This window comes from Agrobacterium salinitolerans (assembly GCF_027498475.1).
Lineage (GTDB): Bacteria > Pseudomonadota > Alphaproteobacteria > Rhizobiales > Rhizobiaceae > Agrobacterium > Agrobacterium salinitolerans.
Map to the genome: position 1 here is coordinate 1 of NZ_JAPZLN010000002.1, position 24,072 is coordinate 24,072.

Sequence of the window (24,072 nt, forward strand, 5' to 3'; positions counted from 1 at the left end):
CAAAACGTCATCATCCCGAAAAAGAAAAAACCCGCCGAAAATATCGACGGGTTTGTCAGCGGTCTGAGGCCGGCATCGCTGCCGGGCTTTCGTTTTTTTACGACTGGACGAATGGCTCGTGGAAATCAGAAACCCTTGCCGCCGCGCAATTCGGAAATCACCGTTCCGACCATGATCTTGATATCCAGCCAGATCGAAAAATTGTCGACGTAATAAAGATCGGAGACGATTCGGGCGCGGGCCTTGTCGCTGCGATCCGTCGGGCCGCGCAATCCTCGCATCTGGGCAAGGCCGGTAATGCCCGGCCGCACCCTGTGCCGCATATGGTAGTGTGGCACAAGCTCTTCATAAAGACGACCGGCCGCCAGCATGCCGATGGCATGGCAGCGAGGCCCGACCAGTGACATATCGCCTTTCAGCACATTCAGAAGCTGCGGCAGTTCATCGATATTGGTGCGGCGAAGAATTGCGCCGATCCGGGTTATTCTGGGATCGTTCTTCACCGTCTGCGCCACACCGGTGGCATCACAAAGGTCGGTTCTCATGGAGCGGAATTTATAGACACGGATTTTCCGCCCGTTCATACCCCAGCGGACCTGCGAAAACAGGACCGGCCCCTTGCTGTCGAGTTTGACCATCACTGCGACGGTGAGCAACACCGGCGCGAGCGCGACAAGGGCGATGGACGCCCCTGCAATATCCATCGTTCTTTTGAGCGCGAACTGGCCGCGCAAAAATGCGGAGACGGTTTTTTCCGAAGAGGAAGGTTGCGTTTCCGGCGATTCGAAAGTTGTGGCTGCGGAATAGGAGGCACCGTAAAAAACGGCATGCGATGAGCCTTTAGTACCCAGCATAATATAGAGCCCTGAAAAGTTATTTTGATAGAAGAAAATTAATTTATATGAAGGATTAATAATTCATTTACCGTAAAAAGTCATGCGAAATGTAACCGCTCTGGCGCAAATGGCAATCTACGGTTAATGCGACTGCACGCGGATGTTGTAAGGGCGAGCATCCTCTCCGCTCGTGGCTGCGGAGAGGGCCTGTTGCATGGAACCAAACCCTGTAAAATCGGGAGTTTTCTGCAGCGATGGCGACATTGCCATCGACCCCGCGACCAGCGCCTGCCGCGTGTTCTAAATCGTTAGTTTCCCATGAGAATATCGAGCAGGGTCGTCTGCTTCGGTCGGGATGGCCTCTGATCGCCGATTTCGGCGGGTGGCACAGGCCCGTTGCCGGCTGAATAGCCGGGTTCGATATCGCGGGAAGGGATATTTGCCGGCGGCATCGGCACGCCCGGCTGATTTGGGTTTGGCGCAACCGGGGCCTGGGGGTAGGCATGGTTATCCGCAGTCCCGCCGCCGAGCGCATTGGAAATGATATCGCCGATGGAGGAGGGCGCGCTTTCCGGCGCCGGTTGCTGCATTTCCCCGAGCGGCGGAACACCCGATGCACCGAGGCCGAAGAGCGGCGAAGGCGACAGCCCCGAATGGGCGGCGGTCATGAAATCTTTCCAGGCCTTTGCGGGAAGGCCGCCGCCGGTGACCTTCTTCATTGATGTGCCGTCGTCATTGCCGAACCAGACACCTGTGGTCAGGTTGCTTGTATACCCGACAAAAAGGGCGTCGCGGAAGGACTGGGTCGTGCCCGATTTTCCAGCCGCCTGCCAGCCTTGAAGGCGCGCGGCCTTGCCGGTGCCTTCGGTGATGACGCGGGACAACATGCCGTTCATGGTCGCGGCGATCTCTTCGCTCAGCACACGCGGCGGATTGTCGTATTTGTTTTCGTAAAGCACCTTGCCGTCGGCATCGGTGATGCGTTTGACGATATGTGGTGTCGCCTTGTAGCCACCATTCATGAAGGGAGCATAGGAGGCCGTCAGCTCCATCAGCGACACTTCCGAGGTGCCGAGCGCGATGGAAGCATTGTTCTGCAGCTCGGATTCGATGCCCATGCGATGCGCCACCTGTGTCACACGATCAGGGCCGACTTCCATCACCAGCTGTGCGGCGATCGTGTTCAGCGAATTGGCAAGCGCAGTGGCGAGCGTGACTTCGCCGCGATATTTCTTCTCGTAATTTTCCGGTGTCCAGTTGCCGATGCGTACCGGTGCGTCATTGCGGATCGTGTAGGGGGTAAGCCCCGCTTCGAGTGCGGCGACGTAAACGAAAGGCTTGAATGCGGAGCCGGGTTGCCGCTTTGCCTTGACGGCCCGGTTGAACTGGCTCGCGGCATAATCCGCCCCGCCCACCACTGCCCGGATCGCGCCCGTGCCATCGATGGAAACCAGCGCCGCTTGTGAGGCGCTCTGCTTCTTTCCGTCACCTTGCAGCACATGGGTCAGCGCCTTCTCGGCGTCGCGTTCGAGATTGGGGTCGATGGTGGTATCGACAACGATGTCCTGCTTGACCTCGCCGACCAGGCTGCGCACTTCTTCCAGCACCATATCGGCGGCGTAATGCTCGGCGCCCGACCAGAAACGTTTCGCCTTGGTCGGGGGCTGCGACATGGCGGTCTTGATTTCGTCATCGGTGATGAAGCCGACATCGCGCATGGATTGCAGCACGACCTGCGCCCGTTCTTCCGCCGCCTGCGGATCGCGCGCCGGTGAAAGGCGTGAGGGGGCTTTGAGAAGCCCGGCGAGCATAGCCGCCTCGCCCAGATTGACGTCGCGCGCGGATTTGTTGAAGTAGCGCCTAGACGCCGCCTCGACGCCATAGGCGTTGGAGCCGAAATAGACGCGATTGAGATACATCGCGAGAATCTGGTCCTTGGTGAACTTGTGTTCCAGCCAGAAGGACAGCAGCACTTCCTGAACCTTGCGTTCCAGCGTCCTGTCCGGCGAAAGGAACAGGTTTTTCGCGAGCTGTTGCGTCAGAGTCGAGCCACCCTGCACGGCGCGCCCCGTCAGCACATTCGTGACGATGGCGCGTCCGAGGCCGAGCGGATCGACCCCGAAATGCGAATAAAACCGCCGATCCTCGATCGCCATGACGGCCTGCGGAATATAGGGCGACATATCTTCCAGCGCGAGCGCCTCGCCGCCGGTCGTGCCGCGATTGGCAAGCACGCTGCCGTTGACCGAAACGATCTTCACATTCGGCGGACGTTCGGGAATGGACCAGCTGCTGGCGCTCGGCATGCGCGCACCATAATAAAGGACAAGCCCGGCAACGCCGATACCGCCCCAGATGCCTAGCACGATGCACCAGTAGAAGAGGGAGCGGATGAAGCCCATGACGCCGCGACCGGAATTGCTGCTGCGCTTTTCTTTCTTGCGGGAGGTGGTGCGACTGGATGCCGGCTTCGGGTTTTTGGCCTGCTGTTTTGTGGTTCCGCCAATGCGCTCGCTGGCGTCAAGACGCAGGTCATCGCCGGACTCGTGGAAATCCCCGAAGGAGGGTTCTACCCGTTCGCGTGATTTACCTTTGCCTGCCATCCAGCCGAAGTCGCTCCTATTTGCGAAACCGTGCACATCCCGTTCGGGTTTAAGGCGTCTATGCCTGCGCGATTCTTAATCCAGGATGAAGAGTTTAAATGCGGCAATTTAAGGCGGGGTTAAGTCTTGGCCGGATCACATCGGCGTCATTGGCAGACGTCGACCCATTCCGCTCCAGTCAATTCAGCCATAACCTCCGGCGAAATCTTCACCGCCGCATTGGTGGCACCGGCCGCGGGAACCACCTCGCGATAGTTTTTCAGCGATATGTCGCAAAACACCGGAAGCCGAGAAGGCAGGCCGAAAGGGCACACGCCGCCGATGGGATGGCTGGTCACGGCAACAACCTCTTCCGGGTCGAGCATGCGCGGCTTTACGCCGAAATGATCGCGGAATTTGCGGTTGTCGAGCCGCTTCGTGCCGGCGGCGACGACGAGAAGAATGGTATCACCCGCCTTCAGGCAAATGGTCTTCGCAATCTGGTCAGGGTCGACACCATGCGCTTCGGCGGCCAAAGCGACCGTCGCCGAACTCGCTTCCGTTTCAATCACGGCAACCTCGGGTGACTTTTCGGTGAAAAAAGCTCTGACGGATTCGATAGACATGCGTGTTTATTAGGCGTTACGCGGAGAAGCTTCAAGTCGCCCCGGAATAGCTATGCAATATGCGCAATGCTGCGCTGCGATGAAACGTCTGTTTTTTAAGCTGGTATCCTGTATCTTCAAATCATCGAAGCGACGCACTCCTCCTCCCAGCGTCGCTCGATTGGACTGACAATACTCCTCCTCCCAATTGTCAGTCAGTTTCAAGAACCCGGCGCACCTCCTCCCGCGCCGGGTTTTTGCGTTCCTGGCCTGGCCCCTACTTAACCCTGACCAGTTGGCCGTGTTCAAAGAAACTTGACTTTCAGCCCCTTCCCACCTAGGTACTTCGCCATCGATATTTGTTTGACGACCAGAGCTTCGGCGTCTTTTTAGACGCTCACGACGATCTTTTCCTTCAAATTCGACCCAAGTCCGCACTGCGTGCAGTGCAAATACAATTGCCAACGGAAGGAAATCGTTATGGCGACTGGTACAGTAAAGTGGTTCAACGCAACCAAGGGCTACGGCTTCATTCAGCCTGACGACGGTTCGCAGGACGTATTCGTTCACATCTCCGCTGTTGAGCGTGCGGGCCTCACCGCCCTCAACGACGGCCAGAAGCTCTCCTACGAGCTGATGCAGGACCGCCGCTCGGGCAAGATGTCCGCAGGCAACCTCGTTGCTGCCTGATACGCGCTTTGGCCCGAAAGGGTCACTCGCATGAATGGAAAGGCCGGATTTCTCCGGCCTTTTTCTTTTGAAGGGCGCGGCGAACGGGCGGGCTTTGAAAAGGCGCGAGTGCATACCAATATATGGTTCAACAGTGTTTCAGATGAGAGCTGTCGGACGGGCATTTCGAAAGTGCCGCTGTTATCGCGTTAACCAAAGATTAACCGAAGCAGCCGATCCTGATGGTGAAATGCGGCGGCCATGGAAGTGGACACGCTCTGGAACATCACCGTTGAACGCTTTGACCACGGATGTACTGGCATTGACGGAAAACGGATGGAAAGGTCGGGCTTGCCCGGCCTTTTTTGTTTTTGCGATGAGCAAACGGAAAGGGAGGAAGCGCCGGGTAACCGGTGCTTCCTCTTTTTTTGTCATTTTGCCGCGAGCACGTCCAGAATGCGGATCCAGGAGCGGATGCCCTTGTGGAAGGACTGCAGATCGTATTTTTCATTCGGCGAGTGAATGCGGTCGTCCGTCAGGCCGAAGCCGACAAGCAGCGAATCCATGCCCAGCATCGTCTGGAAATCGCCGACGATCGGGATCGAGCCGCCCATGCCGATGACAACGGCGGGTTTTGGCCACTCTTCCGAAAGCGCATTCTTGGCTTTGGTGAGCACGGGCGAATCGTAGGACAGCTGGATGGCCGGTGATGCGCCATGTTCGTGGAACTCCACGGAGCAATCGGCCGGAATCTTGGATCGCACATAGGCCCGGAAGCTGTCGCGAATGGCTGCAGGGTTCTGCTCGCCGACAAGGCGGAAAGACACCTTGGCAGAGGCCTTGGCGGCGATCACGGTCTTGAAGCCGTCGCCGGTATAACCGCCGATGATGCCGTTGACTTCGGCCGTCGGGCGCGCCCAGGTCTGCTCCAGCACGGAACGGCCCTTTTCGCCCGAGGGAACAGAAAGGCCGACTTCACCGAGGAAGGCTTCCGCCGTGCGGCCAAGCGTTTCCCAGGAGGCCTTGATGTTGGCAGGGGTTTCTTCCACACCGTCATAAAAACCGGCAAGCGTCACGCGGCCCGTCTCGTCATGCAGTCCGGCAAGGATATCGGTGAGGATGTGGATCGGGTTTGCGGCGGCGCCGCCAAAAAGGCCGGAATGCAGATCGCGATCAGCCGCAGTAACGATGATCTCTTCACCAACCAGGCCGCGAAGGGCAGCGGCGATGGCGGGCGTATCCCGGTCCCACATGCCGGTATCGCAGACCAGCGCATAATCGGCCTTCAACTCCTGCGCATTGGCCTCGAGGAATGGCTTAAGTGACGGCGAGCCGGATTCTTCTTCGCCTTCAAAAAGAATGGTAACGCGCACCGGCAGGCCGCCATTGACAGCCTTGTACGCTCGGCAGGCTTCCACGAAGGTCATCAGCTGGCCCTTGTCGTCCGCCGTTCCGCGTCCGGTAATCACCTGCCGGCCGGCGCCGATATCCTTGACGGCGGGTTCGAACGGATCGTTTTCCCACAGCTCGAGCGGATCGACCGGCTGGACGTCATAATGGCCGTAAAAAAGCACATGCGGTGCATCCTTGGTGGCTGCATCGTGATGCGCAACGACCATGGGGTGGCCGGCCGTATCCCGGACGGAAGCCGTAAAGCCGAGCGCCGAAAGCGTTCTGACTAGCCATTCCGCCGCCTTGCGGCATTCCGCCTTGTAGGCGGGGTCCGTCGAAATCGAGGGAATGCGGACGAGTTCGAACAGCCGCTCGAGGCTCGAGGTGAGATTGTCGTCGGCGGTGGAAAGAATGGGGGAAACGTCTGTCATCGCTGATCCTGTCATGTCTGTCGTGACCCGGCGATAAGACGAAACATCCGGGCATCGCGCATCGCGGGAAACAAGGGGGCCGGCGCGTCGTGAATCGGCAAACGTGCGGCCGCCGGAACGATAGAGCAGTTCAGGGAAAGTGCGAAGCGGTTTCGGGCTGTAAATGCTATTTCGCTTTTTTGGCGCTTTCGATCGCCCGGCGCATATATTCCAGCAGAAGCTGCCTCTCGAAACGCCGGAAATCCTTGAGCAACGCATCTTCGGTGGCTTCGGAGGCGGCAATGGCGTTGGCTTCCAGATCCCTGCCGCGCTGGGTCAGTTCGATGATCTGGGCACGGCGGTCGCTTGGATGGGATTTGCGGACGATCAGCCCGTCGCGTTCCATGCGCGAGAGCGTATTGGCGAGCGTCGCCTGTTCGACATCGATCCTATCCAGCAATTGCCGCTGGGTCAGGCCGTCCTCATGCCAGAGTTCGATGAGGATGGGAAATTGTCCGGGCGAGAAACCCAGGGCGGCGGCTCTTTTCTGCAGCGCCATGGTGAATTCCCGCGCCATTCTCGAAGCGAGATAGATTGCCGATTCGTCCCGGGAAAAACCCATTCTTCCGCCCATAAAGCATCACGGCCGGCTCAGCCCGGCAATTCGATAGCGCGATATATATCGCATGATATGTTTAAGCCAGACCGAAATAGTGCATAAAACAAAACCGCCATGGCCGGGAGGGGTCGGCCATGGCGGTCATATTGGAGGACAAAGGCCCGGAGAGGGGGAAAGGCCTTTGTCCGGTCTGACGCGGCGGGGGACGAGCCAGCTATCAGACTACGGCGTGATCAGGCGCCGTCCACTAAGAAATGTGTCTCCAAATGCGGCTTTTCAAGGGAAAGTCGGATTACAAATCGGTAACGTTCAGGTGAATTTTGCAGGCCTATGCTACCGCCTCATTCCTCGCTCTTTACGGTGCGTTGCGCGAAGTTTCGGTAGACGCCAAAACGGCCCCGCGCTATCCATGCTACCCATGAAAAAAGGCGATCATCTCTTCCTCGTTGACGGTTCCGGTTTCATTTTCCGGGCCTTCCATGCAATTCCGCCGCTGAACCGCAAGTCGGACGGGCTGCCGGTCAACGCCGTCTCGGGCTTCTGCAACATGTTGTGGAAGCTTCTGAAGGATGCCCGCAACACCGATGTCGGTGTGACTCCGACGCATTTTGCGGTGATTTTCGACTATTCGTCGAAGACCTTCCGCAACGAACTTTACGATCTCTACAAGGCCAACCGCACCGCGCCGCCGGAAGATCTGGTGCCGCAATTCGGCCTGATCCGTGAGGCGACGCGCGCCTTTAACCTTCCCTGCATTGAGACGGAAGGCTTTGAGGCGGACGATATCATCGCCACCTATGCCCGGCAGGCCGAGGCGATCGGAGCCGATGTCACCATCATCTCCTCCGACAAGGATCTGATGCAGCTCGTCACGGCTAATGTACATATGTACGACGCCATGAAGGACAAGCAGATCGGCGTTCCGGACGTTGTCGAGAAGTGGGGCGTAGGCCCGGAAAAGATGATCGACCTGCAGGCAATGACGGGCGATTCGACTGACAATGTTCCTGGCATTCCTGGCATCGGCCCGAAGACGGCGGCACAATTGCTGGAGGAATACGGCGATCTCGATACACTGCTGGCGCGGGCAGGCGAAATCAAGCAGCAGAAGCGCCGGGAAAATATCATCGCCAATGCGGAGCTTGCCCGCCTTTCTAGACAGCTCGTGGCACTCAGGACCGATGTGCCGCTGGATCAGTCTCTCGAAGCGCTGGTGCTCGAACCACAGAACGGCCCGAAACTGATCGCCTTCCTGAAAGCGATGGAGTTCACGACGCTGACACGCCGGGTTGCCGAGGCGACCGAAACCGACGCTTCCGCCATCGATCCCGCCAATGTGCCGGTACAATGGGGCGCCGAAGCCCATGGTCCCGATCTCGATGCGCCGGCTGCCGCCGTCGTTAAGGCTGGCGAAGCGGCCGCTGACGCGACGGGCGCTCCGCCAAGGAAAGCAACAGGTGAAGGTAGCGCGCCCGCCGATCTTGCCACAGCGCGACAGGCGCTTTTTTCCGCCGCCAAGATCGATACGACCGCCTATCTGACGATCAGGGACCTTGACACGCTCGACCGCTGGATCGCGGCGGCCCGGGAGACAGGCGTCGTCGCCTTCGATACGGAAACGACCTCGCTCGACCCGATGCAGGCGGAACTTGTCGGTTTTTCTCTGGCCATTGCCGATAACGGCAAGGATGCCACGGGCACCGATATCCGGGCCGCCTATGTTCCTTTGACGCACAAGACCGGTTCCGGCGGCGATCTTTTCAGCGATGGCATTAAACTGGCCGAAGGGCAGGTGCCCTTTGCCGAGGCGCTGGCGCGTCTGAAGGGCCTGCTCGAAGACGAAGCCGTTCTGAAGGTCGCGCAGAACCTGAAATATGACTATCTGCTGATGAAGCGCCATGGCGTCGTCATGCGGAGCTTCGACGACACGATGCTGATTTCTTATGTTCTCGAGGCCGGCAAGGCCACGCACGGCATGGATTCGCTGTCCGAACGCTGGCTCGGCCACACGCCGATCGCCTATAAGGACGTTGCGGGATCGGGTAAGTCGAGTGTCACCTTCGATTTTGTCGATATCGACAAGGCCACCGCTTATGCTGCGGAAGATGCCGATGTGACCCTGCGGCTCTGGATGGCGCTGAAGCCGAGGCTTGTCTCGGAACGGCTGACCAAGGTTTATGAGCGGCTGGAACGTCCCCTCGTGCCGGTTTTGGCGCATATGGAAGAGCGCGGCATCACCGTGGACCGGCAGATTCTCTCGCGCCTTTCCGGCGAACTCGCCCAGAAGGCCGCATCCTTCGAAGAGGAAATCTACGAGCTGGCGGGCGAGCGCTTCAACATCGGATCGCCAAAGCAGCTCGGCGATATTCTGTTCGGCAGGATGGGTCTGCCCGGCGGCTCGAAAACCAAGACCGGCCAATGGTCAACATCGGCGCAGGTTCTGGAAGATCTGGCAGCGGAAGGTGCCGAACTGCCGCGCAAGATCGTCGACTGGCGGCAGCTGACGAAGTTGAAATCGACCTATACGGATGCGCTGCCGGGATATATCCATCCCGAGACGAAGCGGGTGCATACGTCCTATGCGCTCGCCTCCACCACCACGGGACGCCTGTCCTCCTCGGAGCCGAACCTTCAGAACATCCCGGTTCGCACAGCGGAAGGCCGCAAGATTCGCACGGCTTTCATTTCCACGCCCGGTCACAAGCTTCTGTCGGCCGACTACAGCCAGATCGAACTGCGCGTGCTTGCCCATGTCGCCGATATTCCGCAGCTTCGGAACGCCTTTGAAAACGGCATCGACATTCATGCCATGACGGCATCGGAAATGTTCGGCGTGCCGGTTGAAGGCATGCCGTCGGAAGTGCGCCGCCGCGCCAAGGCGATCAATTTCGGCATCATCTACGGCATATCCGCCTTCGGTCTCGCCAATCAGCTTGGTATCGCCCGCTCCGAAGCAGGCGACTATATCAAGAAATATTTCGAGCGTTTTCCCGGCATTCGCGATTACATGGAAGCGACCAAAGCCTTCGCGCGCGAAAACGGCTATGTCGAGACGATTTTTGGCCGCCGCGCCCATTATCCGGAAATCCGCTCCTCCAATCCTTCGGTAAAAGCCTTCAATGAGCGCGCGGCCATCAACGCGCCGATCCAGGGCTCGGCCGCCGATATCATCCGCCGGGCCATGGTCCGCGTCGAGCCGGCGCTGGAGGCGGAAAAGCTTTCCGCCCGCATGCTTTTGCAGGTGCATGACGAACTCATCTTCGAAGTCGAGGAAGCGGAAATCGAAAAGACCCTGCCGGTCGTCGTCTCCGTCATGGAAAATGCGGCCATGCCGGCGATTTCCATGAGGGTGCCGCTGAAAGTGGACGCCCGCGCGGCGGACAATTGGGATGAGGCGCATTGATCGGTCAATGAGCGGCGGATGTCATTACTTTGTCGCGTGCGGGGACTAGGGGAAACGTCTCACAAGGAGTTTCCCATGCACGCCCCGCTGGTCTCGAAAGATCTCGACTATATTTCCGTCGCCAACCACGATCAGCCGCCGCGCCATCTCGGCAGCCGCTTCAATGCGGATGGCGAGTTTCTGCCGGAGCCCGGCAATACCATTGTAAGCCATCTCGCCAGCGGATCGCAGACCGAAAAAGCGATCATCGCAACCCGCCAGCGCTTTCTGGACATGCCGGAGGCGTCGCAGCTTGCCTTCACGCCGATTTCCAGCCTGCATATGACCGTGTTTCAGGGCATCATCGAGTTCCGCCGCGCCTTGCCCTACTGGCCGGAAAACATTCCTCTCGATACGCCGATTGACGTGATGACCGATTATTATCGCGACCGGCTCTCCGCCTTTCCGGCCCTGCCGGCATTCAACATGCAGGTGACGGGCCTGCGCCCGACGGGCCTTGTCATGAAGGGTGCTACGGCCGAGGATGACCGGATCGTGGCTCTCTGGCGGGATGAATTTGCCAAGTTGTTCGGCTATCGCCACCCGGATCATGAAACCTACGAATTTCACATCACCCTGTCTTACATCATCAGCTGGTTCGAGCCGGAATCCCTGCCGCGCTGGCAGGCCATGCTGGATGAAGAACTTGAAAAACTGCGCGCTGTAGCGCCGGTCATAGAGATGCGACCGCCAGCTTTCTGTGAATTCAAGGATATGAACCACTTCAAGGAACTCGTTGTTTTCGATAAACCCGCGCCTGTGATTCCCGGTATCTGAGACAGGCCTGCCGCGCTGATTTCCCTGAATCGGAAAAAATGCGCATCAGGGCTGGTCAAAGCCCGTTTGGGCATGTATAAGCGCGCCAAATTTCCGATATCGAGACATCCGACATTCGGCCTTTGGTTCTGGCCGGTTCCGTTGTTTCGCCGCTTAAGTGGAGTAACAAAAATGGCTGTACCAAAAAGAAAAACAAGCCCGTCCAAGCGCGGTATGCGCCGCTCGGCTGACGGTCTCAAGTCTGCGACCTACGTTGAAGACAAGAACTCCGGCGAACTGCGCCGTCCGCACCATATCGATCTGAAGACCGGTATGTATCGCGGCCGTCAGGTTCTGACGCCGAAGGAAAGCGCATAAGCTTTTCTGAAAGCATCTATGCAAAAACCGGCCCCCGTGGCCGGTTTTTTGTTTTGAGGGCCGTTCTGCTGTCTTTTCCGCTCACTTGGAAAATTCGGCCACTCCTCCTACACTCTTTTAGAGAGAGCAGGTTTCGATGCCTGCAAAAGGCGGGGAGCTTCGGTGAAATATCGCTGGATTTTGTTGATGCTTCTCAGCCTCGGTCTCGGTTATGGCGCCGTGACCAGAGGTGGCGGCATTATTGCGGAAAGCTATTTCGGCGAAATGTCCGATCAGGGCCGCACCACTCTGCGGCTGGCCGTTTCCGCCCTCGGCGGGCTTTTGAGCCGCTACGAGCCGCTGCCGGCTCTGATCGCCGATCATGACGACATTGAGGAACTGGTCGCACATCCCAAGGATGCCGAACTGCGCCAGCGCGCCAATGTCTATCTCAAATCCATCAACACCCTGCTGGAATCCTCCGATATTTACATCATCACGCTGGATGGGGAGACAATCGCCGCCAGCAACTATGATGGTCCGACCAGCTTCGTCGGTGAGAATTTCAGCTACCGTCCCTATTTTCAGGACGCCGCCAAAGGTTTCCAGTCGCGGTTCTTCGCGCTTGGCACCACGTCCCACAAGCGTGGCTATTATTTTTCGGCGCCCATCCTTTTTAATGAGGAGATCAAGGGCGTCATCGTCTTTAAGGTCGACATTGAAGGCATAGAAGCCTCCTTCGGCAATGGCGAGAACCGAATTCTGGTATCGGACCCGGAAGGCATCATCTTCATGACTGGAACGCCGCAATGGCTTTATTCCGGCCTGATGCCGCTGACGCCCGAGAGGCTGGCGCGCACGGAGACCTCTCGCCGCTACGCCAATGCAACGCTGAAGGAGTTGCCGGTGAAAAACGGCAATTTTGGCTCCCATCAACTGATGACAATCAGCCAAAATGACGGTGAAAGGGAATATATGGTCCTGTCGCAGCCGATGCCCGACGCGGGCTGGACAGTCAGTGTGCTGATGGACACGGGTTCCCTCCGAACGCAGGTGAAGACGGCGATGATAGCCATCATCCTCTGCCTGTGTCTTGCTGCCGCGCTGATCGCCGCCATGCTGCAAAGGCGTCGTCGTCTGCGCGAACGCCTGACCCATCAGGCGGAGGCGCAGGCGGAGCTGGAACGCCGGGTGGAGGAGCGCACCGCCGATCTGGCGCGGGTCAATCAGGAGATCGAACACGAAGTCGCCGAGCGCCGCCAGACGGAAAAACAGTTGCGCAAGATGCAGAACGAGCTGGTGCAGGCGGGCAAGCTCGCAGCGCTCGGCCAGATGTCGGCGGCGTTGTCGCATGAGTTCAACCAGCCGCTCGCAGCCGCCAAGAATTATGCCGAAAACGCCTCGCTTCTCGTGGAACGAGGACGGCTGGAGGAGGTGACAGAAAACCTCAGGCGCATTTCGGGCCTTATCGACCGTATGGCCTCCATCAGCAAACATCTCAGGAATTTCGCCCGTAAACCCAATGAAAAAACGGCCGCGGTAAGTCTCGAAGCCGTCCTTCGCGATACGCTCGAAATCGTCGGCGCGCGGCTGAAGGCCGCCGATGCGGTGCTGGATGTGGATCTCGGTCGGGTTCCGCTTGCCGTGAAAGCCGGCCCGGTGCGGCTGCAGCAGGTGCTCGTCAACATCATCTCCAATGCTGCCGATGCGGTGGAGGGACGCGAGGAACGCCGCATTGCGCTGCGGGCCGTGCAGCACGGCCAGTCGGTGTCGATTTTCATTCGTGATCGCGGTCCGGGCGTGCCGGCGGCGATTTCAGAACGCATTTTCGATCCTTTCTTCACCACCAAGGGCGTGGGGCGCGGCCTCGGTCTTGGCCTGTCCATATCCTATAATATCATCAAGGATTTCGGCGGCCAGCTGCGCGTCAGAAACCATGAAGACGGCGGGGCGGAGTTCGAGATCGAATTGCCAGCCGCCGCGTGGCGCGTGGAGGCGGCTGCGGAATGACCATGTCGCGGGTTCTGTTGATCGATGATGAGGAAGAGCTGCGCTTTTCCACGGCGCAGGCGCTGGAGCTCTCAGGCTGTGACGTCACCATGCTCGCAAGCGCCGAACATGCGCTCGAACTCATCGGCTACAGCTTCGACGGCGTGGTGGTCAGCGATATCCGGATGCCCGGCATGGATGGCATGACGCTGCTGCAGAAGGTGCGGGAGCTTGATGCGGAGATACCTGTCATCCTGATGACAGGCCATGGCGATGTGCAGCTCGCGGTCAACGCCATGCGCAACGGCGCTTATGATTTCATCGAAAAGCCGTTCACGCCGCAATATCTCGCCGGCATCATAAAAAGGGCCAATGATCGGCGGGCGCTGGTGCTGGAAAACCGCCGTCTCAAGGCGGTGGCAGGCAAGCATGACGATCTCGAAACACGCCTACCCGGCAGAACCCAGATCATGGTCGATCTGCGGTATCGTATCCGCGCTATCGGTGCGACGGACGCCGATACGCTGATCGTCGGTGACACGGGCGCCGGCAAGGAGGTCGTGGCGCGCGCGCTTCACGATATCAGCGCCAGGGCCAACCGGCCATTCGTGGCGATCAATTGCGCCGCCCTTCCGCAGACGTTGATCGAAAGCGAGTTGTTCGGTCATGAGGCAGGCGCCTTCCCCGGTGCGCTGCGCCCGCGCTACGGCAAGTTCGAACATGCTCGCGGCGGCACCATATTGCTGGATGAGATCGGCTCCATGCCCTTCGAATTGCAGGGCCGCTTCCTGCGTGTCTTGCAGGAACGGGTGATTACCCGTCTCGGCTCGAATGAAACGGTCGAACTCGATGTCCGTTTTATCGCCACCAGCAAGGTCGATCTGGAACAGGAAGTCGCGGCCGGTCGGTTCCGTGCGGATCTTCTTTATCGGCTCAACGTGGCGACACTTCTCGTGCCGTCGCTCTCGCAGCGCAGCGCAGATATACCGTTACTTTTCCTGCATCTCGTGCGGGAAGCCGCTGCCCGCTACGGGCGGGAAGACATGGAGGTGCCGCAAAGTCTGCTTTCGGCCGTCTCCCTGCGTGAGTGGCCGGGCAACGTGCGTGAACTGCGCAATGCCGCAGACCGTTTCGTTCTCGGTCTGGAAAGCGATGTGTCCGAAGCCTCCCTGCCGTTTCATGATGACGGAAAAGCAGCCCTTGCCACACGGGTTGCGGCTTATGAAAAAAGCCTGATCGCACACGCAATCGCCGTGCACGGCGGAAATCTGAAATCCGTTTATGAAAATCTCGGCATTTCGCGCAAAACGCTCTACGAAAAAATGCAGAAATACGGCCTGCACCGGCACATGACCGAGGTCTGATGGGTGGATTTCCACCCATAGATCATTCCTTATGGGTAGAAATCCACCCATTGCCGTCCGGGATGGCAATAAAAGCGCACCGCACGACAAGACCGCCATTGCTGAACGGTGATCCCGGATCGCAAATATCTCACCCCGGTCGCCATGGAGGAGCATGCGCGGCTGAAGTGGCGAACATTTTCATCCGGGAGGAATCGATGAAAATACTGAAGACAGTCACCGGCCTTGCTGCTGCCGCTGCCGTTTCCCTTTTTGCGCTGTCCGCATCCGCTCAGAACTATCCAGAGCGCAATATCACCATGGTCGTGCCCTTTTCCGCTGGCGGCCCCACGGATACGGTCGCGCGTCTTGTCGCTGAATCCATGTCGAAGGACCTCGGCCAGCAGATCATCGTCGAAAATGTCGGCGGCGCAGGCGGCACGCTGGGTGCTGGTCGCGTGGCATCGGCCGATCCGGACGGTTATACCGTTCTTCTCCACCATATCGGCATGGCGACCAGCGCCACGCTCTACCGCAAGCTCGCCTATGACACGCTGAACGCCTTTGAATATGTCGGTCTGGTCACCGAAGTGCCGATGACCATCCTGTCGCGCAAGACCCTCGAGACGACGGATCTGAAAAGTCTGATCGACTATGCCAAGGCGAACAAGGACAAGGTGACCGTCGCCAATGCCGGCATCGGCGCCGCCTCGCATCTGTGCGGCATGCTGTTCATGAGCGCCATAGAGACACCGCTTGTCACCGTTCCCTATAAGGGCACAGGTCCGGCCATGACCGATCTTCTCGGCGGCCAGGTCGACATCATGTGCGACCAGACCACCAACACCACCAAGCAGATTCAGGGCGGAACCGTGAAAGCCTATGCCGTAACCACGGCCAAGCGGCTGGACGTGCTTCCGGATGTGCCGACGGTTGTCGAAGCAGGCCTGCCGAAGCTCGAAGTAGGTATCTGGCACGGCATCTATACGCCGAAGGGCACGTCTGCCGAAATCAACGAAAAGCTCTCCAAATCGCTGCAGGCCGCGCTGAAGGACGAGAATGTCGTAGCTCGTTTTGCTGAACTCGGCACCACGCCTTCCTCTGAAAGCGATGCGACGCCTGCGGCGCTGAAGGCCAAGCTTGAAAGCGAAATCGCCCGCTGGAAGCCGGTGATCGAAGCTGCCGGCCAATATGCCGACTGATGGCTGAAAGAATTACCGGCGGCGTCATGCCGCCGGTTTTTTGCCATCGATTTAACGCGCGGGACGGTGGGTTGCCGGCCGCAGTGGAGGGGCATCTTTCATGAAGTCGTTTTTTATTGACCCTGCCGAAGCAGTCTGCGGGGCAATTTTTATCGGGCTTGGCGCATTTTTTGCCCTGCAGTCCTATGGGCTGGAGATTGGGAGCGCATTCCGAATGGGACCCGGCTATTTCCCGCTTGTTTTGGCGATCATTCTGGTCCTGCTCGGTGGGGTGATATTCATACGGTCCACGCGCATACAGGGTGAGGCTATCGGCGCGATTGCCTGGCGGGGGATATTTTTCATTCTGCCCGCCCCGATCTTCTTCGGCCTCACTGTCCGGGGTCTCGGTTTCGTTCCGGCACTTTTTTTCAGCGCCCTCATCGCTTCCTTCGCCTCGCACAAGATGAGCCCGGTCATGGCGGTCATTCTTTCCGCGGCGATCACGGTCTTTTCCGTCGCTGTTTTTAACTACGGTCTCGGCCTGCCGTTCCAGCGCTTCGGTCCCTGGCTTAAATTTTGAGGTGCCGTGATGGATTTGCTCGATAATCTCGCTCTCGGTTTCGTCACGGCTTCTTCGCTGGCAAACCTGTTCTTCTGCCTTATCGGCGTGTTGCTCGGCACTTTGATCGGCGTGCTGCCCGGCATCGGTGCGACGGCGACCATCGCCATGCTGCTGCCGATTACCTTCCAGCTCGAACCGGTCTCGTCGCTGATCATGCTCGCCGGCATTTATTACGGCGCGCAATATGGTGGCTCGACCACGGCCATCCTGATCAACATGCCCGGCGAATCCTCCTCTGCCGTTACCGCCATCGATGGCTATCAGATGGCGCGCAAAGGCAAGGCGGGGGCTGCTCTTGCCATCGCCGCCATCGGCTCGTTCTTTGCCGGCACGGTATCCACCTTCCTTGTGGCGATCTTCGCGCCGCCCTTGACGGCGATAGCGCTGGAGTTCGGCGCGGCAGAATATTTCTCGCTGATGGTCGTGGGCCTCGTCTCATCCATTGCGCTCGCCCATGGCTCCATCGTCAAGGCTCTGGCCATGGTCGTGCTCGGCCTGCTGCTCGGTCTGGTCGGCACGGATATTTACAGCGGCACGCCGCGCTTCACTCTCGGTATTCGCGAGTATGCCGACGGTCTGAACTTTGTGGCTGTGGCCGTTGGCGTCTTCGGTATCGCCGAGATCCTGCGCAATCTCGAAAACGAGCGGACCCGCTCTGTGCTGATCGCCAAAGTCAGCAGCCTGATGCCGTCGAAGGAGGACTTCAAGGCCATGATCGGTCCGGTGTTGCGCGGCACTGTCATCGGTTCGGCACTCGGTATTCTGCCGGGTGGTGGTGCCATCCTTGCGGCATTTGCATCCTATACGGTTGAAAAACGCGTCTCCAAGAACCCGAAAGAATTCGGGCATGGCGCGGTGGCCGGGGTGGCCGGTCCGGAATCCGCAAACAACGCGGGTGCGCAGACCTCCTTCATCCCGCTGCTCACGCTTGGCATTCCCGCCAATCCGGTCATGGCGCTGATGATTGGCGCGATGATCATTCAGGGTATCGTGCCGGGTCCGAACGTTGCGACCGAACAGCCGGCGCTGTTCTGGGGCATCATCGCCTCCATGTGGATCGGCAACCTGATGCTCGTCATCCTGAACCTGCCCCTGATCGGGCTGTGGGTGAAGCTTCTGACGGTGCCTTATTATGTGCTGTTCCCCATCATCATGGCCTTCTGCGCCATCGGGGTCTACAGCGTCAATTCCAACGTCTTCGATCTCTATGCCGTCGCCTTCTTCGGCTTCATTGGCTATGTGCTGGTGAAACTGCGCTGCGAACCTGCACCGTTGCTGCTGGGCTTCGTGCTCGGTCCGCTGCTGGAGGAGAACCTGCGGCGCGCCATGATTCTGTCGCGTGGCGATCCATCGACCTTCGTCACCCGGCCGATCAGCGCCACCCTGCTTTTCATCGCGTTGGCCGTGCTGATCGTCGTCTTTCTGCCCAGCGTGAAGAAGAAACGCGAAGAGGTTTTCGTAGAAGAAGACTGAGGAATGCCAAAGACTCGGATGCCGGCGATGGAAACACCGCCGGCTTTTTTCGTTTCCGGATCGCCATGACGAATTTGCTTCACCAAAGCGACATATGGTTGACTCCCAAGCTTTTACGCCCAAGGAAGGGGCTGGAAAGAGAGGTCGATATGACGTCGGAAACCGAAAAACGCATCATCATACTCGAGGAAACGGCCGCGCATCAGGCGAAGGTGATAGAAGAACTCTCTGATCAGCTGGCGGAGCAGTGGAAGGTGGTGGAGCAGACCCGTGCCAAGCTGGACCGCCTGACGGAGAGGTTTCTGAGCCTCGAAGAGCAATCGCTGGACGCGCCTGCAATTACCCGGCCGCCGCATTATTGACAGGGAAGAGCCAATGAAAAACGACACCGCCGAGCTAGCCGCCGATATCGTCGATTTCTGGAAGAAGGCCGGACCGGAGAAGTGGTTCGACAAGGACGCCGCCTTCGATAACCGCTTTCACGACCGTTTCCGCGACGCCCATTTTGCGGCCGCAAGACGTGAATTGGACAACTGGCTGGAGGACGCGGAAAGCAGCCTCGCGCTGATGCTTCTGCTGGATCAGTTTCCGCGCAACTGCTTTCGCGGCACCGCGCACATGTATGCGACCGATCCTCTGGCGCGGCTTTTTGCCGATGAGGCCATCCACAGCGGGCATGATCAGGCAGTGAGTGAGGATTTGCGGGTGTTCTTCTATCTGCCCTTTTCCCATGCCGAAGATATCGAGGCCCAGCAGCGTGCCTGCGTCCTGAACCATCCGCTTGGCGGGCTTTATCTTCACCATGCCGAAGAACATCGCGATATCATCGAGCGTTTCGGCCGCTTTCCGCATCGTAACAAGATATTGTTGCGAGAAACGACACCGGAGGAGCGGCAATATCTGGAAGAGGGCGGCTTTTCCGGTTGAGCCAGAAACGAAAACGCCGCCAGTCCCTGATGGCGGCGGCGTTCTAAAAGCGGGGAAGCGGCAGCGATCAGCCGTCGAAGAATTCCTTCATCCGGGCAAAGAAGCCCGTCGATTCCGGATTATTCTCCTTGGAGGAGAGCTGCTCGAATTCCTGCAACAGCTCGCGCTGCCGCTTGCTGAGTTTCTGCGGCGTCTCGATCTGAATCTGGATATAAAGGTCGCCCGTCTGCGCTGAACGCAGCACCGGCATGCCCTTGCCCTTCAGACGGAACTGCTTGCCCGGCTGGGTTCCTTCCGGAACCGTAACCCGCGATTTGGTGCCGTCGAGCGTCGTGACATCGAAAGTGCCGCCGAGCGCCGCCGTCGTCATGGAGATCGGCACGGTGCAATAAAGGTCGGCGCCGTCGCGCTGGAAGAATTCATGCGGACGCACGGACAGGAAGATGTAAAGATCGCCCGCCGGACCGCCGCGCATGCCAGCTTCGCCTTCGCCCTGCAGGCGAATGCGGGTGCCGTCTTCAATGCCCGAGGGAATGTTGACCGAGAGCGAGCGCTCTTCCGTTACACGGCCCTGACCATGGCACTTGCCGCACGGATCGGAGATCGTCTGCCCGCGGCCATGGCAGGTGGGGCAGGTGCGTTCCACCGAGAAGAAGCCCTGTGCTGCGCGCACGCGACCGGAACCCTGACAGGTAGCGCAGGTCTTCGGCTGTGTACCTGGTTTGGCGCCAGAGCCCGAACAGACATCACAGGTGATCGAGGTAGGAACCCTGATCTGCGCCGTCTTGCCGGTGAAGGCCTCTTCCAGCGTGATTTCCATGTTGTAGCGAAGATCGGCGCCGCGTTCGCGCCCGCCGGAAGAGCGGCGCGCACGGCCACCACCCATCATCTCGCCGAAGATGTCCTCGAAGATGTCGGAGAAGCCGCCATTGGCGAAACCGCCGCCACCCATGCCGCCGCCGCCCATGCCGCCATTTTCAAATGCGGCGTGGCCGAAACGGTCATAGGCCGCTCGTTTCTGAGGGTCCTTCAACGTCTCGTATGCTTCGTTGATTTCCTTGAATTTCCGTTCGGAATCGGCATCGTCCGGGTTCTTGTCCGGATGGTATTTCATCGCGAGTTTGCGGAAGGCGCTTTTCAGCTCTTTTTCGTCCGCAGTCTTGCTGACGCCAAGTGTTTCGTAAAAGTCTGCTTTCGCCATTCAGTTAACAAGCCTCGCAAATGGATTTCCGGCTGCACGTCGGCAGCCGGATGTCTTGCATAAATTGTCAGGAGACGGAAAGTCACGCGATTAAGCGGACTTCTTGTCGTCCTTGATTTCTTCATAGTCGGCGTCGACGACGTCGTCCTTGCCTTCTTCGGAAGCATCGCCGGCCTCGGCCTGCTGCGCTTCGTAGATGGCCTGACCAAGCTTCATGGAAACTTCCATGAGGGTCTGGGTCTTGGCCTGAATGTCGTCTGCATCCGGCTCAGCGGCTTCGACGGCGGTCTTCAGGCTGGCAATGGCGTCTTCGATAGCCTTGCGGTCAGTTTCGGAAACCTTGTCGCCATATTCCTTCACCGACTTCTCGGTGGAGTGGATGAGGCTTTCGGCCTGGTTCTTGGCTTCCACACCCGCACGACGCTTCTTGTCGGCCTCGGCATTGGCTTCGGCGTCCTTCACCATCTTTTCGATGTCGGCGTCGGAGAGACCTCCGGAGGCCTGGATGCGGATCTGCTGTTCCTTGCCGGTGCCCTTGTCTTTCGCCGAAACCTGCACGATGCCGTTGGCGTCGATATCGAAGGTCACTTCGATCTGCGGAACGCCACGCGGTGCCGGCGGCAGGCCGACGAGGTCGAACTGGCCGAGCAGCTTGTTGTCCTGCGCCATTTCGCGCTCACCCTGCGAGACGCGGATGGTCACGGCCGACTGGTTGTCTTCGGCGGTCGAGAAGGTCTGGCTCTTCTTGGTCGGGATCGTCGTGTTGCGATCGATCAGACGGGTGAAGACGCCACCCAGCGTTTCGATGCCGAGCGACAGCGGGGTCACATCGAGCAGCAGAACGTCCTTGACGTCGCCCTGCAGAACGCCGGCCTGAATGGCGGCGCCCATGGCGACCACTTCATCCGGGTTCACGCCCTTGTGCGGCTCCTTGCCGAACAGCTGCTTGACGACTTCCTGCACCTTCGGCATGCGGCTCATGCCACCGACGAGAACGACTTCGTCGATCTCGGAAGCGGAAACGCCGGCATCCTTGAGCGCTGCCTTACACGGTGCGACGGTGCGCTGTACCAGATCGTCAACCAGGCTTTCGAATTTGGCGCGGGTCAGCTTCAGCGTCAGGTGCTTCGGACCGGAAGCATCGGCCGTGATGAACGGTAGGTTGATTTCGGTCTGCTGCGAGGAGGAAAGTTCGATCTTTGCCTTTTCGGCAGCTTCCTTGAGGCGCTGCAGAGCGAGCTTGTCGTTCTTCAGGTCGATACCCTGATCCTTCTTGAACTCGCCGGCCAGATATTCGACCAGACGCATGTCGAAGTCTTCACCGCCAAGGAAGGTATCGCCGTTGGTGGACTTCACTTCGAAGACGCCGTCGCCGATTTCCAGGACGGAAATATCGAAGGTACCGCCGCCAAGGTCGTAAACGGCGATGGTCTTGCCGTCCTTCTTGTCGAGGCCGTAAGCGAGTGCTGCCGCAGTCGGCTCGTTGATGATACGCAGGACGTCGAGACCTGCAATGCGGCCGGCATCCTTGGTTGCCTGGCGCTGCGCATCGTTGAAGTAGGCGGGAACGGTGATGACGGCCTTCTCGACCTTTTCACCGAGATAAGATTCAGCCGTTTCCTTCATTTTCTGAAGGATCATCGCGGAAATCTGCGAAGGGGAATAGGGCTTGTCCTGCGCCTTCACCCATGCGTCGCCATTGTCACCCTTGACGATCTCGAAGGGAACAAGAGCCTTGTCCTTCTCGACGGTCGGGTCTTCATAACGGCGGCCGATCAGGCGCTTGACCGCAAACAGGGTGTTGGTCGGGTTGGTGACCGCCTGACGCTTGGCCGGCTGGCCGACAAGGCGCTCGCCATCGTCGGAAAATGCCACCATGGACGGCGTGGTGCGCGCGCCTTCCGCGTTTTCAATTACTTTCGTGTCCTTGCCGTCCATCACTGCGACGCAGGAATTGGTCGTGCCAAGGTCGATACCGATTACTTTTGCCATGCTCTTCTCTCCTTGAAGCGAGCTGCCGGAACCCCGTGAGGCATTCTTGTGGCAACTCCTTGACTTGGATTTGCAGCCTTCGCTGCTGTTATGCGGCGTATATAAGGAGCGATTTTTCCTGCTGCAAGGCGCAAGACAGGGGGAAGCGCAGCAAAAAAGCGCAAGAAACCCCTGTCTGTGCAGAAGCATAGCCATCACGGCTTGCGGAAGCGGGAAAACGCGGCTCGGGCTCTACGCGGCGTTGCCGGTCGGCATCGCGGCGAGCGACCCGTTGAGACTGGATTTTAACAGTATCGGGGTGGTGTCCGACTTGAGAGATAGGTGACGTTTTGTACCGGAGACATGGGTAACACTTTTCGCTTTGCGGGAGGTGTTGATGCCGTGGAGAGAGACTTCGGTTATGGAAGAACGTCTACGCTTTGTCGCCCGTTTGCTGGAGGGCGAAGGAATGAGCGAGGTGTGCCGGGACTTCGGCATATCGCGCAAGACCGGCTACAAGATATTCTATCGCTACAAGGACGACGGGCTTGAAGCTCTGACGGACCGCTCCCGGCGTCCGGTGCGCTACGCCAACCAACTCCCCGATCCCGTCGAGGCAATGATCGTGCGCCTCAAAAAGGAGAAGCCTCATTGGGGTGCGCGCAAGATCCGCGAACTGCTGGTGAAAAAGCTCGCTGGCGACGTCCGTATTCCGGCGAGCAGCACCGTACATGCGGTGCTCGACCGCCATGGCCTTGTGCGCCAGGCCCGCAAGAGGAACCGGGCAAACAAGGCCATGGGCACCACGCTGTCGCAAGCCGTCAATGCCAACGATCTGTGGTGCGCCGACTTCAAGGGCGAGTTCAAACTTGGGGATGGCCGTTATTGTTACCCTTTGACCGTAACCGATCAGGCATCCCGCTATCTATTGGCTTGCGAAGCCTTCGAATCGACACGAGAGCAAGCCGTGATCGAAGCCTTCCGCCGCCTGTTTGCCGAACATGGCCTGCCTCAGGCGATACGCTCGGACAACGGGCTACCTTTTGCCTCACCAAACGGGCTGTACAATCTGTCGAAGCTGTCGGTTTTCTGGTTGAGGCTTGGGATAGCGATCGAGCGCATCAAACCGGGCCATCCACAGCAGAACGGCCGGCATGAGCGTATGCATCTGACATTGAAGAAGGAGGCAACTCGCCCACCCGAACGTAGCCTTCTCCAGCAACAGGTACGCTTTGATGCATTCGTCAGCGAATTCAATGGCGAGAGGCCGCATGAGGCGATCAGCATGAAAGTGCCTGCTGATCTCTATACCGCCTCTTTGCGCCCCTACCTTGGCCTGCCGGAGATCGATTATCCCTTCCATGATCGAGACATCATCGTCACCAATTGCGGACGCGCCTGCCTCTTTCGCAAGAAGATCAATATATCGACCGTACTGGCCGGACAGAAACTGGGATTAAAGGAGGTGGAAGACGGCATTTGGCTCGTCAGCTTCATGCATTACGATCTAGGATATATCGACCTGGAACAGAGAACGCTGCAAACAATCGACAATCCGTTCGGCACGAGATTGTCACCTATGTCTTAGGTACAAACTGTTACCTATGTCTCCGGTCTGGACAGCAGGAAAATGGTGTCTACGAGAGGATTCGAACCTCCGACCCCAGGATTCATACCACTTCGGCTTTAACCGC

Annotated in this window: 19 protein-coding genes; 12 read left to right on the forward strand and 7 right to left on the reverse strand. The window is 58.7% G+C overall.

Going from position 1 to position 24,072, the window contains the following annotated elements:
• Positions 1 to 125: 125 nt before the first annotated feature.
• The 3 genes from O9X91_RS08785 to O9X91_RS08795 all read right to left on the reverse strand — a co-directional run bounded on the left by O9X91_RS08785 (position 126) and on the right by O9X91_RS08795 (position 4,044).
• On the reverse strand, positions 126 to 854 hold the full coding sequence (locus O9X91_RS08785; protein ID WP_080791952.1) for a sugar transferase: 729 nt from the start codon (positions 852 to 854) through the stop codon (positions 126 to 128).
• A 290-nt stretch (positions 855 to 1,144) separates the two neighbouring features.
• The gene (locus tag O9X91_RS08790) at positions 1,145 to 3,439 is read right to left on the reverse strand and encodes a transglycosylase domain-containing protein (protein ID WP_269826201.1); all 2,295 of its coding nucleotides are present in this window, start codon (positions 3,437 to 3,439) and stop codon (positions 1,145 to 1,147) included.
• 146 nt (positions 3,440 to 3,585) lie between these two features.
• Positions 3,586 to 4,044 carry a YbaK/EbsC family protein gene (locus tag O9X91_RS08795; protein ID WP_269825337.1) on the reverse strand — a complete coding sequence of 153 codons (459 nt, stop codon included), beginning with the start codon at positions 4,042 to 4,044 and terminating at the stop codon, positions 3,586 to 3,588.
• A gap of 459 nt (positions 4,045 to 4,503) precedes the next feature.
• Here O9X91_RS08795 and O9X91_RS08800 point away from each other — a divergent pair, with 459 nt between their 5' ends.
• Positions 4,504 to 4,713: a cold-shock protein gene (locus tag O9X91_RS08800; protein WP_003492998.1), complete on the forward strand. Its 210-nt coding sequence runs from the start codon at positions 4,504 to 4,506 to the stop codon at positions 4,711 to 4,713.
• Between the two features lie 410 nt (positions 4,714 to 5,123).
• Here the strand turns inward: O9X91_RS08800 and O9X91_RS08805 are convergent, their stop codons facing one another.
• Together O9X91_RS08805 and O9X91_RS08810 are read right to left on the reverse strand one after the other, a co-directional pair.
• On the reverse strand, positions 5,124 to 6,515 hold the full coding sequence (locus tag O9X91_RS08805) for a dipeptidase (RefSeq protein ID WP_269834226.1): 1,392 nt from the start codon (positions 6,513 to 6,515) through the stop codon (positions 5,124 to 5,126).
• A 166-nt stretch (positions 6,516 to 6,681) separates the two neighbouring features.
• Positions 6,682 to 7,116 carry a MarR family winged helix-turn-helix transcriptional regulator gene (locus tag O9X91_RS08810; protein ID WP_162520634.1) on the reverse strand — a complete coding sequence of 145 codons (435 nt, stop codon included), beginning with the start codon at positions 7,114 to 7,116 and terminating at the stop codon, positions 6,682 to 6,684.
• 415 nt (positions 7,117 to 7,531) lie between these two features.
• Between O9X91_RS08810 and polA the strand changes: the two genes are divergently transcribed.
• The 10 genes from polA to O9X91_RS08860 all read left to right on the forward strand — a co-directional run bounded on the left by polA (position 7,532) and on the right by O9X91_RS08860 (position 19,206).
• Entirely contained in the window at positions 7,532 to 10,516 is a 2,985-nt protein-coding gene (gene polA, locus O9X91_RS08815) for a DNA polymerase I (protein WP_142914272.1), read from the forward strand.
• Positions 10,517 to 10,591: 75 nt separating this feature from the next.
• Positions 10,592 to 11,332 carry a DUF1868 domain-containing protein gene (locus tag O9X91_RS08820; protein WP_142914271.1) on the forward strand — a complete coding sequence of 247 codons (741 nt, stop codon included), beginning with the start codon at positions 10,592 to 10,594 and terminating at the stop codon, positions 11,330 to 11,332.
• 171 nt (positions 11,333 to 11,503) lie between these two features.
• Entirely contained in the window at positions 11,504 to 11,689 is a 186-nt protein-coding gene (gene rpmF / locus O9X91_RS08825) for a 50S ribosomal protein L32 (protein ID WP_003507205.1), read from the forward strand.
• A 186-nt stretch (positions 11,690 to 11,875) separates the two neighbouring features.
• Entirely contained in the window at positions 11,876 to 13,678 is a 1,803-nt protein-coding gene (locus O9X91_RS08830; protein WP_162520633.1) for a sensor histidine kinase, read from the forward strand.
• Complete coding sequence (locus O9X91_RS08835) at positions 13,675 to 15,021, forward strand: sigma-54-dependent transcriptional regulator (RefSeq protein ID WP_077984629.1); 1,347 nt, start codon at positions 13,675 to 13,677, stop codon at positions 15,019 to 15,021. The genes O9X91_RS08830 and O9X91_RS08835 overlap by 4 nt, the downstream gene beginning before the upstream one ends.
• 197 nt (positions 15,022 to 15,218) lie before the next feature.
• Positions 15,219 to 16,202: a tripartite tricarboxylate transporter substrate-binding protein gene (locus tag O9X91_RS08840; RefSeq protein ID WP_077984628.1), complete on the forward strand. Its 984-nt coding sequence runs from the start codon at positions 15,219 to 15,221 to the stop codon at positions 16,200 to 16,202.
• A gap of 100 nt (positions 16,203 to 16,302) precedes the next feature.
• Positions 16,303 to 16,764, forward strand: coding sequence for a tripartite tricarboxylate transporter TctB family protein (locus O9X91_RS08845; protein WP_077984585.1), 462 nt, complete (start codon positions 16,303 to 16,305; stop codon positions 16,762 to 16,764).
• Positions 16,765 to 16,773: 9 nt separating this feature from the next.
• Positions 16,774 to 18,279 (forward strand): tripartite tricarboxylate transporter permease, encoded by a 1,506-nt coding sequence (locus O9X91_RS08850; protein WP_142914269.1) that lies wholly within the window; start codon positions 16,774 to 16,776, stop codon positions 18,277 to 18,279.
• Between the two features lie 149 nt (positions 18,280 to 18,428).
• A complete protein-coding gene (locus O9X91_RS08855; protein WP_077984626.1) occupies positions 18,429 to 18,641 on the forward strand; it encodes a SlyX family protein in 213 nt (70 codons plus the stop codon).
• Between the two features lie 13 nt (positions 18,642 to 18,654).
• Positions 18,655 to 19,206: a DUF924 family protein gene (locus O9X91_RS08860; RefSeq protein WP_137409551.1), complete on the forward strand. Its 552-nt coding sequence runs from the start codon at positions 18,655 to 18,657 to the stop codon at positions 19,204 to 19,206.
• A gap of 67 nt (positions 19,207 to 19,273) precedes the next feature.
• Here the strand turns inward: O9X91_RS08860 and dnaJ are convergent, their stop codons facing one another.
• Both dnaJ and dnaK read right to left on the reverse strand, forming a co-directional pair.
• A complete protein-coding gene (dnaJ, locus tag O9X91_RS08865) occupies positions 19,274 to 20,407 on the reverse strand; it encodes a molecular chaperone DnaJ (RefSeq protein ID WP_077984581.1) in 1,134 nt (377 codons plus the stop codon).
• A gap of 90 nt (positions 20,408 to 20,497) precedes the next feature.
• Positions 20,498 to 22,399, reverse strand: a complete 1,902-nt coding sequence (dnaK, locus tag O9X91_RS08870; RefSeq protein ID WP_077984580.1) for a molecular chaperone DnaK — start codon at positions 22,397 to 22,399, stop codon at positions 20,498 to 20,500.
• A gap of 376 nt (positions 22,400 to 22,775) precedes the next feature.
• Here dnaK and O9X91_RS08875 point away from each other — a divergent pair, with 376 nt between their 5' ends.
• The gene (locus tag O9X91_RS08875; RefSeq protein ID WP_269834263.1) at positions 22,776 to 23,966 is read left to right on the forward strand and encodes an IS481 family transposase; all 1,191 of its coding nucleotides are present in this window, start codon (positions 22,776 to 22,778) and stop codon (positions 23,964 to 23,966) included.
• Positions 23,967 to 24,072 lie beyond the last annotated feature (106 nt).

What these genes read in the sequence shown, in the direction of transcription:
- O9X91_RS08785 (WP_080791952.1), bottom strand. Translation starts at nt 854, where the DNA reads ATGCTGGGTACTAAAGGCTCATCGCATGCCGTTTTTTACGGTGCCTCC.
- O9X91_RS08790 (WP_269826201.1), bottom strand. Translation starts at nt 3,439, where the DNA reads ATGGCAGGCAAAGGTAAATCACGCGAACGGGTAGAACCCTCCTTCGGG.
- O9X91_RS08795 (WP_269825337.1), bottom strand. Translation starts at nt 4,044, where the DNA reads ATGTCTATCGAATCCGTCAGAGCTTTTTTCACCGAAAAGTCACCCGAG.
- O9X91_RS08800 (WP_003492998.1), top strand. Translation starts at nt 4,504, where the DNA reads ATGGCGACTGGTACAGTAAAGTGGTTCAACGCAACCAAGGGCTACGGC.
- O9X91_RS08805 (WP_269834226.1), bottom strand. Translation starts at nt 6,515, where the DNA reads ATGACAGACGTTTCCCCCATTCTTTCCACCGCCGACGACAATCTCACC.
- O9X91_RS08810 (WP_162520634.1), bottom strand. Translation starts at nt 7,116, where the DNA reads ATGGGTTTTTCCCGGGACGAATCGGCAATCTATCTCGCTTCGAGAATG.
- polA (WP_142914272.1), top strand. Translation starts at nt 7,532, where the DNA reads ATGAAAAAAGGCGATCATCTCTTCCTCGTTGACGGTTCCGGTTTCATT.
- O9X91_RS08820 (WP_142914271.1), top strand. Translation starts at nt 10,592, where the DNA reads ATGCACGCCCCGCTGGTCTCGAAAGATCTCGACTATATTTCCGTCGCC.
- rpmF (WP_003507205.1), top strand. Translation starts at nt 11,504, where the DNA reads ATGGCTGTACCAAAAAGAAAAACAAGCCCGTCCAAGCGCGGTATGCGC.
- O9X91_RS08830 (WP_162520633.1), top strand. Translation starts at nt 11,876, where the DNA reads ATGCTTCTCAGCCTCGGTCTCGGTTATGGCGCCGTGACCAGAGGTGGC.
- O9X91_RS08835 (WP_077984629.1), top strand. Translation starts at nt 13,675, where the DNA reads ATGACCATGTCGCGGGTTCTGTTGATCGATGATGAGGAAGAGCTGCGC.
- O9X91_RS08840 (WP_077984628.1), top strand. Translation starts at nt 15,219, where the DNA reads ATGAAAATACTGAAGACAGTCACCGGCCTTGCTGCTGCCGCTGCCGTT.
- O9X91_RS08845 (WP_077984585.1), top strand. Translation starts at nt 16,303, where the DNA reads ATGAAGTCGTTTTTTATTGACCCTGCCGAAGCAGTCTGCGGGGCAATT.
- O9X91_RS08850 (WP_142914269.1), top strand. Translation starts at nt 16,774, where the DNA reads ATGGATTTGCTCGATAATCTCGCTCTCGGTTTCGTCACGGCTTCTTCG.
- O9X91_RS08855 (WP_077984626.1), top strand. Translation starts at nt 18,429, where the DNA reads ATGACGTCGGAAACCGAAAAACGCATCATCATACTCGAGGAAACGGCC.
- O9X91_RS08860 (WP_137409551.1), top strand. Translation starts at nt 18,655, where the DNA reads ATGAAAAACGACACCGCCGAGCTAGCCGCCGATATCGTCGATTTCTGG.
- dnaJ (WP_077984581.1), bottom strand. Translation starts at nt 20,407, where the DNA reads ATGGCGAAAGCAGACTTTTACGAAACACTTGGCGTCAGCAAGACTGCG.
- dnaK (WP_077984580.1), bottom strand. Translation starts at nt 22,399, where the DNA reads ATGGCAAAAGTAATCGGTATCGACCTTGGCACGACCAATTCCTGCGTC.
- O9X91_RS08875 (WP_269834263.1), top strand. Translation starts at nt 22,776, where the DNA reads ATGCCGTGGAGAGAGACTTCGGTTATGGAAGAACGTCTACGCTTTGTC.